This is a genomic window from Variovorax sp. J22R115, assembly GCF_030317005.1.
Taxonomy (GTDB): domain Bacteria; phylum Pseudomonadota; class Gammaproteobacteria; order Burkholderiales; family Burkholderiaceae_C; genus Variovorax.
On sequence record NZ_JASZYM010000009.1, the window covers coordinates 201,726 to 217,193 of the forward strand.

Genomic DNA, 15,468 nt, shown 5'->3' on the forward strand with positions numbered 1-15,468 from the left:
ATGCGCAGCCTACATCCATCCAGGCTTCGCTTTCCTTACGCGTCCGTGCCTGCATGATGGCGTCCATGCATCTCTCGGAACTGCTCCAGCAATATGGCTATGCCGCCGTCTTCGTCGCGGGCCTGTTCGAGGGCGAGACCATCCTCATGCTCGGCGCCTTTGCCGTGCATCAAGGGTATCTCTCGCTGGTGCCGCTGATCGCCTGCGGGGCGGCCGCGGCCTTCGTCACCGACCAGTTCTACTTCCATCTCGGACGCCGAAAGGGCGTGGACCTGCTGGCCAGCCGCCCAAAGCTCCGGGCCCACATGGAACGTGTCGACGGGTTCGTTTCGCGTCATCCTGTCGCGACGATCTTCCTCATGCGGTTTGCGTGGGGATTGCGCATCGCACTGCCGGCCACGCTGGGCATGGGCAGGATGTCAGCGGCGCTCTATGCGGCGCTCGGTGCGGTGGCGGCAGTCGTCTGGGCGACCGTGGTGAGCCTGTTCGGCGTGAAGCTCACAAGCTGGATCCACGCGGCGGTCGGCCACTTGCGACCGTACGAGCATGATCTGATCGTGGCGGCGCTGGTCATCACGCTGGCGATCGCGCTGCTCAGGCAGTGGCGGTCCCGGCGCTGAGCCGCGCCACCGCACCGGTTCAATCGCGGATTTCGAGGGAGCGGTTCACTCGCAGCGCAACGAGCGTGCAGACCGCGCCCGACAAAAGGTAGAGGCTCACGTAGCCCAGCCCGAAGTTTGCGGACAAGCCCAGGGCCACCAGCGGCGCGAAAGCGGCGCCGAGCAGCCAGGCCAAGTCGGAGGTCAGCGCGGCGCCGGTGTAGCGGTACTTCGACTCGAAGTTGGCCGTCACGGCCCCTGCGGCCTGCCCGTAGGACAACCCCAGCAGCACGAAGCCCAGCAGGATGAAGACGTCCTGGCCGAGCCGGCCGCCGTCGAGCAAGGTCGGCGCGAATCCGCTGAAGACCGCGATGAGCGCGGCGAGGCTGCCCAGCGTCTGGCGCCGGCCGACGCGGTCGGCGATGACGCCCGAAGCGACGATGCCGATGGCCGCGAGGACGGCACCGATCATCTGGATCACCAGGAATTCGGTGATGGATTGATTCGAATACAGCGTGATCCACGACAGCGGGAACACGGTGATCAGGTGGAACAGCGCATAGCTCGCCAGCGCTGCGAATGCGCCGATGACGATGTTGTAGCCCTGCGAGCGCGTCAGCTCGACGACGTTGGTCGGCTGCAGTTCGCGCGCTTCGAGCAGGCGGTCGTACTCATTGGTGGACACCAGACGCAGCCGTGCGAAGAGCGCGACCACATTGATGGCAAACGCAACGTAAAAGGTGTAACGCCATCCCCAGTCCAGGAAGTCCTCGGTCGAAAGGCTGGAGTAGAGGTAGGCGAACAGCGCGCTGGCCAGGAAGAAGCCGACCGGCGCTCCCAATTGCCCCAGCATCGCGTACCAGCCGCGGCGGTTGGCCGGGGCGTTGAGTGCGAGCAGCGAAGGCAAGCCGTCCCACGAGCCGCCGAGCGCCAAGCCCTGCCCCACGCGCAGGATCGACAGCAGCACGATGGACGCAAAGCCCATGCTCGCATAGCCCGGCAGGAAGGCCATTCCGGCGGTGGAAATGCCCAGCAGGAACAAGGCGATCGTCAGCTTGGCCTCCCGCCCGAACCGGCGCTGGACGGCCATCGAAATCACGGTGCCGAAGGGGCGTGCGATGAACGCGAACGAGAAGATCGTGAAGGCGAAGAGCGTGCCTTCGAGGCGGTTCTCGAAGGGGAAGAACACCGCCGGGAAGACCAGGACCGAAGCGATCCCGTAGACGAAGAAGTCGAAGTATTCGGAGGCGCGGCCGATGACCACGCCGACGGCGATCTCCGAAGGGGTGACGTGCGAATGATCCGCGTCGCCCTCGGGGCCTTCGTGGAGAGTTTCGTGCAACGGGGATTCGGTGCTGGAGGGACTGATGCCGGACATCATCATTTCTACTGTGGTTCGTGTGTCATCTGTACACGACGAGCGTCTCACTGAATGAAGATTGCCGCCATAGGACAAAACGTCCAATATCCGGCACGGGCCAAAACAAGTAGATTGTGGTCTCTTTGCGCTCCCTACGCTCATTCTTCGGCATGCCTCCCCTCAAGAACCTTCGCGGACTGCTCGTGCTCCCGCTCGCCCTGTTGGCGGGCTGCAACACGGTGGTGCTGAACGCGTCCGGCGACGTCGCCCGCCAGCAGGGCAACCTGATCGTCATTTCCACCGTGCTGATGCTGCTGATCATCGTGCCAGTGATAGGACTGATCGTCTTCTTTTCATGGAAGTACCGGCAGTCCAACAAGCAAACCACCTATTCACCGGACTGGGACCACTCCACCGAGCTGGAACTGGCCATCTGGGCAGCGCCGCTGCTGATCATCATCGCCCTCGGCGCTATCACCTGGATCAGCACGCACACGCTGGACCCCTACCGGCCGCTGCGACGCATCGACGTTCAACGCCCCGTGCCGGAAGGAACCAAGCCCCTGACCGTCGAAGTGGTCGCGCTCGACTGGAAGTGGCTGTTCATCTATCCCGAGCAAGGCATCGCCACCGTCAACGAACTGGCCGCGCCGGTGGACCGGCCGATCGTCTTCAAGATCACGGCTTCGTCGGTCATGAATTCGTTCTTCATCCCGGCGCTGGCGGGGCAGATCTACGCCATGCCCGCCATGGAGACCAAGCTCAACGCCGTCATCAATGAGGCGGGCGAGTTCGAGGGCTTTTCCGCCAACTACAGCGGCGCAGGCTTTTCCGGAATGCGCTTCAGGTTCCACGGACTGAGCGACACCGACTTCGACCAGTGGGTGCAAAAAGCCAAGACGGGCGGCGACGAGTTGACGCGCGAGCGCTACATGGAACTCGAGCGCCCCAGCGAACGCGACCCGGTGCGCCGATTCGGGACCGTCGCTCCCGACCTCTACGACGCGATCCTCAACCGCTGCGTCGACCGCAACAAGATGTGCGTGAAGCACATGGCGGCCATCGATGCGAATGGCGGTGTGGGCGGCGCAGTCGGTGCCTACAACATCACGACGAAGCCCTGGCAGGCTGACCAGAAGAATTCTCCGATCCGAACCTATGTCACGGCAATGTGCACGGTCGACGATCCCGCCGGCATGTCCATTCCGCGTACCAACCTTCGCATCCAAGAGTAAAGATGCCTGACCATCCTGAACTGACGAAGCTCATCTTCGGCCGCCTCTCCTGGGAGGCGATTCCGTTTCACGAGCCGATCCTTCTCGCGACCTTCATTGCCGTCATCCTTGGTGGCATGGCGCTCCTTGGCGCCATCACCTATTTCCGGGTGTGGGGCACTCTGTGGCGCGACTGGATCACCAGCATCGACCACAAGAAGATCGGCATCATGTACATCATCCTCGGGCTGGTGATGCTGCTGCGCGGCTTCGCCGACGCGATCATGATGCGTGCCCAGCAGGCCGTCGCCTTCGGCGGCGAAGCGGGCTTCCTGCCGCCGCACCACTATGACCAGATCTTCACCGCGCACGGCGTGATCATGATCTTCTTCGTGGCGATGCCGCTCGTCACGGGCCTGATGAACTACGTCGTGCCGCTGCAGATCGGCGCACGCGACGTGGCCTTCCCCTTCCTGAACAACTTCAGCTTCTGGATGACCACCTTCGGCGCCGGGCTGGTGATGGCGTCGCTGTTCGTCGGCGAGTTCGCCCGCACCGGATGGCTGGCCTATCCGCCGCTGTCCGGAATCGAATTCAGTCCGGACGTAGGGGTCGACTACTACATCTGGTCCCTGCAGATTGCGGGGGTGGGCACGCTGCTCTCCGGCGTCAACCTGATCGCGACCATCGTGAAGATGCGCGCCCCGGGCATGACGCTGATGAAGATGCCGGTGTTCACCTGGACCGCGCTCGCCACCAACATCCTGATCGTCGCCGCCTTCCCGGTGCTGACCGCCGTGCTCGCGCTGCTGTCGCTCGATCGCTACGTCGGCACGAACTTCTTTACCAACGACCTTGGCGGCAACGCCATGATGTACGTCAACCTGATCTGGATCTGGGGCCATCCGGAGGTCTACATCCTGATCCTGCCCGCCTTCGGCATCTTTTCCGAAGTGGTGGCGACCTTCTGCGGCAAGCGGCTCTTCGGCTACGCGTCGATGGTGTACGCCACGCTGGTGATCACCATCCTCTCGTACCTCGTCTGGCTGCACCACTTCTTCACGATGGGCTCCGGTGCCAGCGTGAACTCGTTCTTCGGCATCACGACGATGATCATCTCGATCCCGACGGGCGCGAAGATCTTCAACTGGCTGTTCACCATGTACAAGGGCCGCATCCGCTTCGAGCTACCCATGATGTGGACGATCGCCTTCATGATCACCTTCGTGATCGGTGGCATGACCGGCGTGCTGCTGGCGGTGCCGCCGGCCGACTTCGTGCTCCACAACAGCCTCTTCCTGATCGCGCACTTCCACAACGTGATCATCGGTGGTGTGCTGTTCGGCATGCTGGCCGGCATCACCTACTGGTTCCCGAAGGCCTTCGGCTACAAGCTCGATCCGTTCTGGGGCAAGTGCTCGTTCTGGTTCTGGGTCGTCGGCTTCTACTTCGCATTCATGCCGCTCTATGTGCTCGGCCTGATGGGCGTCACGCGCCGCGTGAGCCACTTCGAAGACCCCTCGCTGCAGATCTGGTTCCAGATCGCCGCCTTCGGCGCCGTGCTGATTGCGCTGGGCATCGCGTCGATGATCATCCAGTTCGTGGTGAGCTACATCCGCCGCGACCAGCTGCGCGACTTCACGGGCGACCCGTGGGATGGCCGCACGCTCGAGTGGTCGACGTCTTCGCCGCCGCCCGCATACAACTTCGCCTTCACGCCGCGCGTGCACGACAACGATGCCTGGGCCGACATGAAGAAGCACCACTATGTGCGCCCCGAGGAAGGCTTCATCCCGATCCACATGCCGAAGAACACTGGCGCGGGCTTCATCATTGCCGCGCTGGCCGCGGTCTGCGGCTTCGCCCTGATCTGGCAAATGTGGATCCTTGCAGGCGTCGGCTTCTTCGCGATGCTGGCCGCCATCATCACCCATACCTTCAACTACAAGCGCGACTACCACGTCCCGGCGGACGAGGTCGTTCGCACCGAAGGCGCTCGCACTCGCCTTTTGGCCGCCCATGTCTGACGTCACCGCCCTTTCAACGCCCGGCGCGATCAGCGCCAACCCGAGCGCCCGCTACTACGTGAGCGGCGAGCACCATCCCGAGAACGGCACGATGCTCGGGTTCTGGCTCTACCTGATGAGCGACTGCCTCGTCTTCGCCTGCCTGTTCGCCATCTATGGCGTGCTGGGGCGCAGTTTCGCGGCAGGGCCTTCCGGCGCCGACCTGTTCGACCTGCGGCTGATCGCGCTCAATACTTCCCTGCTGCTGCTGTCGTCGATCACCTACGGCTTCGCAATGCTGGAAATGCAGCGCGACAAGGTGCGCGGCACCATGATCTGGCTAATCGTCACCGGCCTTCTGGGCGCCGGCTTCATCGGCATCGAGCTCTTTGAATTCGCGCACCTGATCCATGAAGGCGCCGGACCGCAACGCAGCGCGTTCCTGTCCTCGTTCTTCGCACTGGTGGCCACGCACGGCCTGCACGTGACCTTCGGCATCGTCTGGATCATCGTGCTGATGGCCCAGGTGGCAAAGCACGGCTTCATCGCAGCGAACCGCCGTCGCCTGATGTGCCTCTCGATGTTCTGGCACTTTCTGGACGTGGTCTGGATCGGCGTCTTCACCTTCGTCTACCTGATGGGAGTGCTGCCATGAGCGCGCATACCGATACTCCAGCCCATGGCGCCCATCACGGTGCGCACGACGACCACCACGGCCACGACGACGGCGCCCCGCACGCCACCTTCAAGGGTTACATGACGGGCTTCGTGCTGTCGGTGATCCTGACGGCCATTCCGTTCTGGCTGGTGATGGGCAATGTGTTCGACAAATCCAGCACCACGGCGATGGTCATCCTCGGCTTCGCGGTCGTGCAGATCCTCGTGCACATGATTTACTTCCTGCACATGAACGCTAAGTCCGAGCACGGCTGGACGATGCTGGCGCTGATCTTCACGATCGTGGTGGTCGTCATCACCCTGAGCGGCTCGTTGTGGGTCATGTATCACATGAACCACAACATGATGCCGGGCATGATGCACGACATGCACAAGGTGCCTTGACCCAGCCCCGCTCCAGCGCCGTCCTCGCCGCGCTGGCGCTCTGCGCCCTTCTCGCCTTCGCGGGATTCGTGGCGTTGGGCATCTGGCAGGTCGAGCGTCGGGCCTGGAAGCTCGACCTCATCGCCCGGATCGACCAACGCGTGCACGCACCAGCCGTCGCGCCGCCCGCGACCGACCGATGGCCGAAGCTCAATGCAGCCGATGACGCATATCGGCGCGTGCGCGCCACCGGCACCTTTCTCCACGATAGCGAAACGCTCGTTCAGGCCACGACCGAACTCGGCGGCGGGTACTGGGTCCTGACGCCGCTGCGCATGACCGACGGCAGCATCATGCTGATCAACCGCGGCTTCGTGCCGCCCGAGGCGCGGGATCGCGCGGCACGCGGTGCGGCCGACCCCGAAGGCGAGTCCACGGTCACCGGACTGCTGCGAATCACCGAGCCGGGCGGCAGCTTCCTGCGGCGCAACGATCCGGCCGCCGACCGCTGGTATTCGCGCGATGTCCAGGCCATCGCGGCGGTTCGCGGCCTGAGCGGCGTCGCGCCCTATTTCGTGGATGCCGAAGCCGCCCCGTCGCGCCCCGGCACAGGCGCAGCGAACGTCCCGCGCACCTGGCCGGTCGGCGGCTTGACGGTCATCAGCTTTGCCAATAACCATCTGGTCTACGCATTCACCTGGTTTGCCCTGGCCCTGATGGTCGCCGCAGCCGCCTGGTACGTGGGGCGCGACGAGCGACGCGTGCGGCAGGGGCGCATGAACGAAGATGCCGGGCATGACTGAAGTCACTGTGATCGCTCCCGGCTCGCCCTCCGACCGGGCCGAAACCGTGAGCCACGGCGACGCGACCGGCCTCAAGAACATGCAGCAGCTCATCCAGCTGCGATGGATTGCCGTGGTCGGGCAGATCGCCACCATCCTCGTCGTTCATTTCGGCTTCGGGATCAGGCTGCCGCTCGACCAGATGCTGGCCGTGCTGGCATGCCTCGCCGCCTTCAACGCGGCGAGCCAGTTCCGCTGGCGCATCCACCGCGACGTGTCCAACACCGAGCTGTTCGTCGCGCTGCTGGTCGACGTGGCCATGCTCACCGCCCAGCTCTACCTCAGCGGCGGCGCAACGAACCCGTTCGTCTTTCTCTATCTGCTTCAGGTCATCCTGGCTGCGGTGTTGCTGGAGGCCTGGTCGACGTGGACGATGGTGGGCGTCACCACCGCCTGCTTCGCCGGGCTGGCCCTGTTCTCGGGACCGCTCTCGATTCCGCTCAACCATGACCGCGGCCTGCTCAGCCCCTACATCCTGGGCGTGCTGATCTGCTTCGCGCTCATTGCGGCCCTGCTGGTGGTCTTCATCACGCGGATCAGCCGCAACCTCCGCGGTCGCGATGCGCGCCTGGCCGCGCTTCGCCAGCGCGCCGCCGAGGAGGAACACATCGTGCGCATGGGCCTGCTCGCCTCGGGCGCCGCGCACGAACTCGGCACGCCGCTCGCCACGCTGGCGGTGATCCTCGGCGACTGGCAGCACCTGCCTCACTTCACTTCCGACCCCGAACTACTGGCCGAGGTCAGCGAGATGGAAGCGCAGGTGCAGCGCTGCAAGAGCATCCTGAGCGGCATCCTGCTGTCGGCAGGCGAGGCGCGAGGCGAGAACTCGGTCGAGACGACCGTCAGTACCTTCCTCGACGACCTGGTCGACGAGTGGCGCGATACGCGCCCCGTGACGTCCTTCACCTACGAGAACCGGTTCGGCCACGACCTGCCCATGGTTTCCGATTCGGCGCTGAAGCAGATGATCTTCAACGTGCTCGACAATGCCCTGGAAGCCTCTCCACGTTGGGTGGCCCTCGAAGCCGCACACGACGGCGACGACCTGACCCTGACGGTCAGCGACCGCGGGCCCGGTTTCGCGCTCGGAATGCTCGCGCAGTTCGGCAAGCCCTATCAGTCGACCAAAGGCCGGCCCGGCGCCGGGCTGGGTTTGTTCCTCGTCGTCAACGTCGCGCGCACGCTCGGTGGCAGGGTCGAGGCGCGCAACCGGCCGGAAGGCGGCGCGGTCGTGACGCTCACGCTGCCGCTGGCCGCCATCACCCTCGAAGAGGATGAGGACGACGAATTGGAAGACGAAGGACATGGAAGCTGAACGCCTGCTGCTGATCGTCGAGGACGACGCGGCTTTCGCGCGGACGCTCGGACGCTCGTTCGAACGTCGCGGCTATACCGTGATGCTCGCCGCGAACCTGGACCAAGTGTCGACGCTCCTGAAGGAGCACTCGCCCGGCTATGCGGTGGTCGACCTCAAGCTCAACGGTGACGCTTCGGGGCTCGCGTGCGTCCAGACGCTCAACCAGCATGACCCGGCGATGCTCATCGTGGTGCTCACCGGCTTCGCCAGCATCGCCACCGCGGTCGAAGCCATCAAGCTCGGCGCCTGCCACTACCTCGCAAAGCCGTCGAACACCGACGACATCGAGGCGGCCTTCGGCCGGGCCGAAGGCAGTACGGAAGTCGAACTGACGAACCGCTCCACGTCGATCAAGACGCTCGAGTGGGAACGCATCCACGAAACGCTCGCGGAAACCGGCTTCAATATTTCGGAGACGGCGCGCAGGCTGGGGATGCACCGCCGCACGCTGGCGCGCAAGCTGGTCAAGCAGCGCGTCAAGTAGGCGTCAAGGCGGCGTCAGACCGTCCGCGTGACATCGCGTCCGTCGGCCTGCGCCAGCAACCGCGCCGTGGCTTGGGCCGCCATTTCCATGCGCCTCACGTCGCGCTCGTCGAGGTCGTCGCGCGGCTCGAAGCTGAAGCCGCACAGCACACCGTACAAGCTTCCGTCCGAGAACCTCACCGGCACGCCAATATGGGCGCCCAGGGCCTCGTAGTAATCGGGAAGGCCATTCGCGACCCGCACGCGTTTGACGTCGGGCACCAGGCAAGGCATTCGGCCATCGACGATCCGCTGGCAGATGCTTTCAGTGAGAGGGTGGAAATCCCCTGGCCGGATGATGGCCTCCAGGGCCTTTGCGGAGATCTGCCGGAACACGCGGTTCTGATCCACGAACTCGCCCACGAATACCACCTCGAGGTTGAGCTGCTCGCGCACCACGCGCAGAAGGCTTCCGATGCAGCGCTCGGTGAAACTGCCGTCCATCCCGATGCTGGTCTCCGCGGTGATCGTGGCGATCCGGGATGCCCAATCGTCCAGGCCGTCGTGCTCGCCTTGGGTTGCTTTGCTCGTCAAAACTGTTGATCCTCCGGAGCCATCGTACGACAGAGTGTTTGCGCCATTGCGAGCCCGGCAGCTCCGCACCACAATTTCCGGGCGCCGCCACGGCAAGCCCTGCCGGGGCGCGCACTCACCGGACGCGACCATGCATCATTCATTCGGTGCGCTTTGCAGTGCGTTGGTCGGGCTGAGCATGGCCGGCATCGCCGCAGACACCTCGGCGGAGACACAGCCACTGGGATTTGCCAGCGTGGCGATCATCGGGACCTATCGCACCGCCATGCCGGCGAGGAACCAATACACGCTGCTATCCATATACCGTCAGGAATCGGCAGGGGGCCCGCCCGCCGGGATCGCCACCTTTGGCTGGCTGGACACCGGCGAGGTGCTGCTGGTCCAGTACACGGAGTACGTGCCCTCGATCACGCAAGCGATGTCGCGCCGCAGTGTGATGACGCCGGAGCCGCAGCCGCTGGACATCAAGACCGCGCCGCGCTACGTGATGGTCTGCGCGTGGCCGCTGGACACCAGGAGGGCACCCGGCAAGCCGATCGCCGTCTACGGCGAGCGGGACGACGCCAATGCGCAGATCGACACCTCGCCGAATTCCACCCTCACGACCCTGATGTGGGCTCCGGTCCCGGCCGCGCGCGCGGCCAGGAACTTCGCTGCGAGGGACTACTGTGGCGAGATCGCGCGCGAGAAGAAATCTTCGGTTCCCGCGTGGCTGATCGATGCCAGGGAATAGCGGCACTCGGCAGATGCGGGCTCGTTACGCTGGATCGCCCACTTGAAGGAACACCATGGCCGAGCTTCCCACTCCACCGCGGCGCCGCGTCGCGCTCATCGCCCACGACGGCAAGAAGACGGCGATGGTGGCTCTTGCACACGAATTCGAATCCCTGCTCCGCCAGTGCGAACTCTGCGCCACGGGCACGACGGGTGCGCGGCTGGCTTCCGAGGTGGGCCTCACGGTCGAGCGCCTGTTGAGCGGACCGCAAGGAGGCGACCTGCAGATCGGCGCGCGGCTCGCCACGGGCGGCATCGATGTCGTCATCTTCCTGCGCGACCCGATGACGGCGCAGCCGCACGAGCCGGACATCAACGCCCTCGTGCGGGCATGCGACGTCCACGACGTGCCTTGCGCGACGAACGTGGCGGGCGCGCGCCTGGTGCTCCGGCAGCTCGAGGCCGAGAAGCGCTGACCCGTCGCTAAGCGAACCGGGCCTGACCCTGTTCCTGGAACAGCGGCGTGACCGTTGCGAGGTTTGCCGGCGCGCGCACCTGCAGCGGCGCCTCGCTCAAGCCCTGGCTGACCAACCCGCGCTGCGCCGCCACGATGACGGCATGCGTGCGCGTTGTCGCATCGAGCTTTTCGAGAATTCCCTTGACGTGCACCTTGACGGTGCCGACGGCAATGCCGAGTTCCTTGGCGATCGCCTTGTTGCACGAGCCTGTCGTCAGCAAGTTCAGCACTTGCGTTTCCCGCGTGGTAAGCCGCTCGCGGGTGAGGCTGTCTGCGATTCGCCGCGAGACGGAGTGGGCCAGATAGCGCTGCCCCTGGCTCAGGGCGGTCACGCCATCGATCAGTTCGTCGATCTGGCAGCCCTGCAGGAGATACCCGTGGATGCCGGCGTTGATGGCCGAGCGGATCTCCCACTCGCGATCGATCGTTGTGACAACCATGACCTTGGCGCCACGGTTGCGCCGCTCGCCCTTCGCTGCCTTGGTATCGGCCAGGAATGCAAGGCCGCTGCGATAGTCCGCGACGACCACATCGGGCATCACGACCCCTTCGGCCGAATGGATGGCGCCCTTTGCGGTCACGGCCAACCCGGGCCGGTTGCCCAGAATCGCGACCAGGCCGGCGGACATGACGGGATCCTCATGAATCACGAAAACCCGGATGGATTCGATCGTCGGCATGCTTTTTCCTCTCATCGGGCTGCGGCGGGATGGAAATGATCAGCGCGCGGGCACCGCGGAACAAATTAAGTGGTGTGAATCCTTGTGACGCGCGGGCCTCCCTTTGGAGGTAGTCGGCTGGGCCCCTTCAGGCAGTGTCGAAAGCACCGCTGCCCTTGAACACTCTGGGCACCCGCGCAATGATCCGCGGCGGCGAACGCGTGCGCCGCCTGCCACTGGCCTTCAAATTGCTTTCCCAGCCAGCCTTCCAACCAAGGAGCGAATCCATGATCTACGGCTTGACCCCTCTTGGCATCGTCCACACAGTCATCAGCCTTGTGGCGGTGGTGGCCGGGCTCATCGCGCTCGTGCGCTACAAGGAAATTGCGCTCGCCACGCGCACGGGACGGGTCTATGTGATCGCCACCGTGCTCACCTGCCTGACGGGTTTCGGCATCTTCCAGCACGGAGGCTTCGGCGTGCCGCACGTGCTGGGCATCGTGACGCTCGTGGTGCTGGGAACGGCGATGTTGGCGGAACGATCGCAGACCTTCGGCAAGCTGTCGGCCTACGTGGCGGTGGTCTGCTATTCGCTGACCTTCTTCTTCCACATGATCCCCGGTGTGACCGAGACGGCGACCCGCCTGCCGCTGGGCGCGCCCCTGGTGGCGGATCGGGATGCATCGCCAGCCCTGCAAGGGACGATCGGCGCGCTGTTCATCGTGTTCCTGATCGGCGCGACGGTGCAGGTGCTGCGTGTGCGCGCAACGCGCCAGCGCGGTGCGCTGGACGGCCTGCGGATGCTGGGCTGATTACCGCGTCAGAGCGCCCGCAACGTACTTGAGGCCGACAACGAGCGCCACGGCGAGTACTGCGAGAAACACGAGCCGGCCCCAGCGCACCCCCGGTTGGCCCGCAAGGTCGGCGAGATCCGTCCGCTGCAACCCGGAAAACGAAGTGGAATCCGGCTTGTCTCGCGCCCAATCGTGGAAATTATCTCTGTCGGTATTCATGTAGTACATTTTAACTACACTTACACCAATTCTTACAAGAGATCGCGTCGGCGTCGACAGCCACACAAGCGACGCAACACTACACAAGATTTCGCCTCGCCATTACCGGGCGTTCACACGGCGCAAGCAGCATGGAGTCTCCTTACAGACAGGAGAGCCGCCATGAAAAAGATTGCCTTCGCCCTCGGCACCGTTGCACTGCTGTCGCTGACCACGCTCAGCGCCCCGGTACTGGCACAGCCCTATTCGGGCCGCGTCATCGTCGTCCCGGCCCCGCCTCCACCACCGGCGCGCGGCTACGTCGTGACACCCGGCTACGGCTACGCGCAACCCGGCTACGCGCCTCGCGGGCAGGGCTACTACGGACGCGACGGCCGATGGGACCGCCGCGGCTACGGCGATCGAGACCGTGACGGCGTCCCCAACCGCTATGACCGCGACCGCGATGGCGACGGCGTCCCCAACCGCTACGACTACCGTCCGGACAACCCCTACCGCTACTGAGTTCCGGCGCAGTCCAGAGCGCATGTGGACGCCGTCCAGTATCTCTGCTAAGGTTTGTGGATGCCGTACACAAACTAGGAGAGATCCATGCTCCTCGACGACAAGTGCGCCGTGATCTACGGCGCCGGCGGCGCCATCGGCGGTGCGGTCGCCCGGGCCTTTGCCCGTGAAGGCGCCAAGGTGTTCCTCGCCGGCCGCACCCCGTCGAGACTGGAGGCGGTGGCCGCCGACATCGTTGCCGCCGGAGGGCTGGCCGAAGCCACCGCGTTGGACGCCCTCGATGCCCCCGCCGTCGAACGCCATGCCGATGGCGTGGCTCGCAAAGCCGGCGGCATCGACATCGCACTGAACGCCATCGGTGTCGCTCACGTCCAGGGCACGCCCTTTGCGGACTTGTCGCTCGAGGACTACGAATTCCCCATCGCGACCTACACGCGCACCAACTTCATCACCGCCAAGGCCGTCGCCCGGCACATGGCGAAGAAGGGATCGGGCGTGATCCTCACGCTCTCCACGCCGGGGGCGCGGCTCCCGGGTCCCGGGTACATGGGCAATTGCGTCGCCAGCGCGTCCATCGAAGCCATGTCGCGCCACTTGGCCGGCGAACTCGGCGCGCAGGGCATCCGGGTGGTGTGCATCCGGCCGCACGCCATCCCTGAAGCCGCGGCAGCGGGTTCGCACACGCGAGCCGTTTTCAAGCCCATGGCGGACCGCGCCGGCGTGAGCATCGAACAGATGCTGGCGGGCGCAGCCGGCGACACGCTGCTGAAGAGGCTGCCCACGCTGGACGAAGTCGCGAACACGGCCGTCTTCCTCGCCTCCGGCTACGCAGGTGCCATCACGGGCACGGTCGCCAACCTCAGCTGCGGCTTCCTGGTGGATTGAGTGTGATGACGCATCGCTGGCTCGCCCCCGGCGTGTTGAGGATCGTGCTCGACCACACGATCGTGAACCTCGCGCTGCCCACCTGAATCCGGCAGAAACGTAGGCGTTGGCCTACAGAAATTCCGCCCGCACGCGCCCACCATCAAGGCATGAAAAATCCGATCAAACTCGTCATCGACGAGCCGGCGCCCGGGTCTTTTCTCTGGACGCTGCTCGAAACCGACGCCTGCGGCGTGCCTCGAAAGGTCGTGAGAGCGGCCGAATACGGGGCAGACACCTACGAGGCGGCACTGGCGGCCGGCACCCGGATGATGGACGCCGAAATCCGCAAGAACATCAGTGCCCCGTCAGAGCGGGACAGCGTGTCGAGCTAGGCCAGGTGCGTCTTCAGCGGCACGGCCGGATCGGCCGCGACCGCAGGGTCCGGGCTGCGACCCGCTTCCAGTAACTTGCGGCTCATCATGTGGTCGACCGGTGCATTCACGGATTCGACACAGCGAAGCTGTCCGTCGACGTAATGCAGCAGCGAGAACGATGCCGCATTGGCGCCGGAGCGCCTGACGGTCACGGCACCCGCCGTGCCTTCGGGCGGCACCAGCCCGGCCATCTGGAGCCGCAGCCCGCCCTGATCCGACCAGAACCACGGCAACGCGTCATGCGGTCGCGACGCACCGGTGAGCGTCGCCACCGCGGTGCGCGCCTGGTCGTTCGCGTTCTGCACCGATTCGAGCCGCAGCGGCTGGCCCGCGCGCCGATCCGGAAAGCGCGTGCAATCGCCGACGGCCAGGATGGCCTCGTCACTGGTCTGCATGTAGGCGTCGACCACGATGCCATCCACGCACTCGAGGCCCGCCGCCTGTGCCAGCGCCGTCTCGGGCACTGCGCCGATGCCGAGCAGCAGCAGGTCGATGGGTTGCGGTTGCCCGTTCACCTCGATCGCCGCCAGCCGCGTGCCGTCGATCTTCATGACCCCACACTGCACGCCGACGCGCACATCCATTCCGGCGGCACGGTGGGTGGCGAGCACATGGGCGGACAGGTCCGGCGACACGGCGCGGCTCAACAGGCGAGGCGCGCTTTCCAGCACGAGCACCTGTTTGCCAAGCGCCAGCGCTGTAGCCGCCACTTCGAGCCCGATGAAGCCGCCGCCCAGAACCGTGACGTGCTGCGCCGCAATGAGTTGTGCACGCAGCCGCGTCGCTTCGTCGACGGCGCGCACCAGGGCCACGTTCTCGAGCCCCGCCAGCGCGGCGAGCTGACGTGCCCGCGTGCCGGTCGCGAGCACCAGCCGCTCCCAGCCGAGCACCTTGCCTGAGCGCAGCGTGACGGTGTGCATCGCCCGATCGATGGACACCGCCGGATCGCCCATGTGCATGGTGATGCCCGATTCGCCGTACCACGTCTCGGCTTTGTGCGACTGCGGCGTCTCGTCTGGGCTCTTCAGGAAGGTCTTGGAGAGTGGCGGGCGGTGATAAGGAATGGCCGCCTCTTCGCAGACCAGGTGCACGCGCGCGCCCTGCCCCGCCTCCACGAGGCCGGCGCACAGTTGCGCGGCCGCATGGCCGCCGCCGATGATGACGATGTTCGAGTTCATGAAAGTATTCCGTCGCTGTCGGTGATCCCCACAATGTCGGGATCGAGCCCGCCACTGTAGCCTCAGGGACCACGTCGGCGCCCACGGACAAACCACAGAGACAAGCA

General features: G+C 65.2%; 19 protein-coding genes. 14 read left to right on the top strand and 5 right to left on the bottom strand.

The window, feature by feature from the left end:
* Positions 1–65: 65 nt before the first annotated feature.
* Positions 66–620, top strand: coding sequence for a DedA family protein (locus QTI04_RS17650; protein WP_286599755.1), 555 nt, complete (start codon positions 66–68; stop codon positions 618–620).
* A gap of 19 nt (positions 621–639) precedes the next feature.
* Here QTI04_RS17650 and QTI04_RS17655 read toward each other — a convergent pair whose 3' ends face one another.
* The gene (locus QTI04_RS17655) at positions 640–1,941 is read right to left on the bottom strand and encodes an MFS transporter (protein WP_286616748.1); all 1,302 of its coding nucleotides are present in this window, start codon (positions 1,939–1,941) and stop codon (positions 640–642) included.
* Between the two features lie 188 nt (positions 1,942–2,129).
* Between QTI04_RS17655 and cyoA the strand changes: the two genes are divergently transcribed.
* The 7 genes from cyoA to QTI04_RS17690 are packed head-to-tail and all read left to right on the top strand — an operon-like array spanning position 2,130 to position 8,903.
* On the top strand, positions 2,130–3,194 hold the full coding sequence (gene cyoA / locus QTI04_RS17660; RefSeq protein ID WP_286616751.1) for a ubiquinol oxidase subunit II: 1,065 nt from the start codon (positions 2,130–2,132) through the stop codon (positions 3,192–3,194).
* A gap of 2 nt (positions 3,195–3,196) precedes the next feature.
* A complete protein-coding gene (gene cyoB / locus QTI04_RS17665; protein ID WP_286616754.1) occupies positions 3,197–5,200 on the top strand; it encodes a cytochrome o ubiquinol oxidase subunit I in 2,004 nt (667 codons plus the stop codon).
* Positions 5,193–5,834 (top strand): cytochrome o ubiquinol oxidase subunit III, encoded by a 642-nt coding sequence (gene cyoC / locus QTI04_RS17670; protein ID WP_286599749.1) that lies wholly within the window; start codon positions 5,193–5,195, stop codon positions 5,832–5,834. The genes cyoB and cyoC overlap by 8 nt, the downstream gene beginning before the upstream one ends.
* Complete coding sequence (cyoD, locus tag QTI04_RS17675; RefSeq protein ID WP_286599747.1) at positions 5,831–6,241, top strand: cytochrome o ubiquinol oxidase subunit IV; 411 nt, start codon at positions 5,831–5,833, stop codon at positions 6,239–6,241. The genes cyoC and cyoD overlap by 4 nt, the downstream gene beginning before the upstream one ends.
* On the top strand, positions 6,238–7,023 hold the full coding sequence (locus QTI04_RS17680; RefSeq protein WP_286616756.1) for an SURF1 family protein: 786 nt from the start codon (positions 6,238–6,240) through the stop codon (positions 7,021–7,023). The genes cyoD and QTI04_RS17680 overlap by 4 nt, the downstream gene beginning before the upstream one ends.
* Entirely contained in the window at positions 7,016–8,377 is a 1,362-nt protein-coding gene (locus tag QTI04_RS17685; protein WP_286616758.1) for an ATP-binding protein, read from the top strand. The genes QTI04_RS17680 and QTI04_RS17685 overlap by 8 nt, the downstream gene beginning before the upstream one ends.
* Positions 8,367–8,903 (top strand): response regulator transcription factor, encoded by a 537-nt coding sequence (locus tag QTI04_RS17690; RefSeq protein WP_286599744.1) that lies wholly within the window; start codon positions 8,367–8,369, stop codon positions 8,901–8,903. Before QTI04_RS17685 ends, QTI04_RS17690 begins: the two co-directional genes overlap by 11 nt.
* 14 nt (positions 8,904–8,917) lie before the next feature.
* Here QTI04_RS17690 and QTI04_RS17695 read toward each other — a convergent pair whose 3' ends face one another.
* Positions 8,918–9,607 carry a GAF domain-containing protein gene (locus tag QTI04_RS17695; RefSeq protein WP_286616759.1) on the bottom strand — a complete coding sequence of 230 codons (690 nt, stop codon included), beginning with the start codon at positions 9,605–9,607 and terminating at the stop codon, positions 8,918–8,920.
* On the opposite strand from QTI04_RS17695, the gene QTI04_RS17700 reads away from it, so the two are divergent.
* Positions 9,606–10,208 carry a hypothetical protein gene (locus QTI04_RS17700; protein WP_286616760.1) on the top strand — a complete coding sequence of 201 codons (603 nt, stop codon included), beginning with the start codon at positions 9,606–9,608 and terminating at the stop codon, positions 10,206–10,208. The genes QTI04_RS17695 and QTI04_RS17700 overlap by 2 nt on opposite strands.
* A 55-nt stretch (positions 10,209–10,263) precedes the next feature.
* Positions 10,264–10,665, top strand: coding sequence for a methylglyoxal synthase (locus QTI04_RS17705; RefSeq protein WP_286599741.1), 402 nt, complete (start codon positions 10,264–10,266; stop codon positions 10,663–10,665).
* Between the two features lie 7 nt (positions 10,666–10,672).
* Here QTI04_RS17705 and QTI04_RS17710 read toward each other — a convergent pair whose 3' ends face one another.
* Complete coding sequence (locus QTI04_RS17710; RefSeq protein WP_286616763.1) at positions 10,673–11,386, bottom strand: response regulator transcription factor; 714 nt, start codon at positions 11,384–11,386, stop codon at positions 10,673–10,675.
* A 266-nt stretch (positions 11,387–11,652) separates the two neighbouring features.
* On the opposite strand from QTI04_RS17710, the gene QTI04_RS17715 reads away from it, so the two are divergent.
* Entirely contained in the window at positions 11,653–12,177 is a 525-nt protein-coding gene (locus tag QTI04_RS17715; protein ID WP_286616766.1) for a hypothetical protein, read from the top strand.
* On the opposite strand, the gene QTI04_RS17720 is transcribed toward QTI04_RS17715, so the two are convergent.
* On the bottom strand, positions 12,178–12,378 hold the full coding sequence (locus QTI04_RS17720) for a hypothetical protein (protein ID WP_286616768.1): 201 nt from the start codon (positions 12,376–12,378) through the stop codon (positions 12,178–12,180).
* A 162-nt stretch (positions 12,379–12,540) separates the two neighbouring features.
* Here QTI04_RS17720 and QTI04_RS17725 point away from each other — a divergent pair, with 162 nt between their 5' ends.
* The 3 genes from QTI04_RS17725 to QTI04_RS17735 all read left to right on the top strand — a co-directional run bounded on the left by QTI04_RS17725 (position 12,541) and on the right by QTI04_RS17735 (position 14,141).
* Complete coding sequence (locus tag QTI04_RS17725) at positions 12,541–12,882, top strand: thrombospondin type 3 repeat-containing protein (protein ID WP_286599735.1); 342 nt, start codon at positions 12,541–12,543, stop codon at positions 12,880–12,882.
* 87 nt (positions 12,883–12,969) lie between these two features.
* The gene (locus QTI04_RS17730) at positions 12,970–13,767 is read left to right on the top strand and encodes an SDR family NAD(P)-dependent oxidoreductase (RefSeq protein WP_286616770.1); all 798 of its coding nucleotides are present in this window, start codon (positions 12,970–12,972) and stop codon (positions 13,765–13,767) included.
* Between the two features lie 149 nt (positions 13,768–13,916).
* Positions 13,917–14,141: a hypothetical protein gene (locus tag QTI04_RS17735; RefSeq protein WP_286599732.1), complete on the top strand. Its 225-nt coding sequence runs from the start codon at positions 13,917–13,919 to the stop codon at positions 14,139–14,141.
* On the opposite strand, the gene QTI04_RS17740 is transcribed toward QTI04_RS17735, so the two are convergent.
* Positions 14,138–15,361 (bottom strand): NAD(P)/FAD-dependent oxidoreductase, encoded by a 1,224-nt coding sequence (locus tag QTI04_RS17740; protein WP_286599731.1) that lies wholly within the window; start codon positions 15,359–15,361, stop codon positions 14,138–14,140. The two genes, QTI04_RS17735 and QTI04_RS17740, sit on opposite strands and share 4 nt — an antisense overlap.
* Positions 15,362–15,468 lie beyond the last annotated feature (107 nt).

Excerpts from the sequence above, each read along its gene's own strand:
- QTI04_RS17685 (WP_286616758.1), top strand. The coding sequence starts at position 7,016 with ATGACTGAAGTCACTGTGATCGCTCCCGGCTCGCCCTCCGACCGGGCC.
- cyoD (WP_286599747.1), top strand. The coding sequence starts at position 5,831 with ATGAGCGCGCATACCGATACTCCAGCCCATGGCGCCCATCACGGTGCG.
- QTI04_RS17695 (WP_286616759.1), bottom strand. The coding sequence starts at position 9,607 with ATGGTCGCGTCCGGTGAGTGCGCGCCCCGGCAGGGCTTGCCGTGGCGG.
- QTI04_RS17740 (WP_286599731.1), bottom strand. The coding sequence starts at position 15,361 with ATGAACTCGAACATCGTCATCATCGGCGGCGGCCATGCGGCCGCGCAA.
- cyoA (WP_286616751.1), top strand. The coding sequence starts at position 2,130 with ATGCCTCCCCTCAAGAACCTTCGCGGACTGCTCGTGCTCCCGCTCGCC.
- QTI04_RS17705 (WP_286599741.1), top strand. The coding sequence starts at position 10,264 with ATGGCCGAGCTTCCCACTCCACCGCGGCGCCGCGTCGCGCTCATCGCC.
- QTI04_RS17710 (WP_286616763.1), bottom strand. The coding sequence starts at position 11,386 with ATGCCGACGATCGAATCCATCCGGGTTTTCGTGATTCATGAGGATCCC.
- QTI04_RS17650 (WP_286599755.1), top strand. The coding sequence starts at position 66 with ATGCATCTCTCGGAACTGCTCCAGCAATATGGCTATGCCGCCGTCTTC.
- QTI04_RS17700 (WP_286616760.1), top strand. The coding sequence starts at position 9,606 with ATGCATCATTCATTCGGTGCGCTTTGCAGTGCGTTGGTCGGGCTGAGC.
- QTI04_RS17730 (WP_286616770.1), top strand. The coding sequence starts at position 12,970 with ATGCTCCTCGACGACAAGTGCGCCGTGATCTACGGCGCCGGCGGCGCC.
- QTI04_RS17720 (WP_286616768.1), bottom strand. The coding sequence starts at position 12,378 with ATGAATACCGACAGAGATAATTTCCACGATTGGGCGCGAGACAAGCCG.
- QTI04_RS17725 (WP_286599735.1), top strand. The coding sequence starts at position 12,541 with ATGAAAAAGATTGCCTTCGCCCTCGGCACCGTTGCACTGCTGTCGCTG.
- cyoC (WP_286599749.1), top strand. The coding sequence starts at position 5,193 with ATGTCTGACGTCACCGCCCTTTCAACGCCCGGCGCGATCAGCGCCAAC.
- QTI04_RS17690 (WP_286599744.1), top strand. The coding sequence starts at position 8,367 with ATGGAAGCTGAACGCCTGCTGCTGATCGTCGAGGACGACGCGGCTTTC.
- QTI04_RS17715 (WP_286616766.1), top strand. The coding sequence starts at position 11,653 with ATGATCTACGGCTTGACCCCTCTTGGCATCGTCCACACAGTCATCAGC.
- QTI04_RS17735 (WP_286599732.1), top strand. The coding sequence starts at position 13,917 with ATGAAAAATCCGATCAAACTCGTCATCGACGAGCCGGCGCCCGGGTCT.
- cyoB (WP_286616754.1), top strand. The coding sequence starts at position 3,197 with ATGCCTGACCATCCTGAACTGACGAAGCTCATCTTCGGCCGCCTCTCC.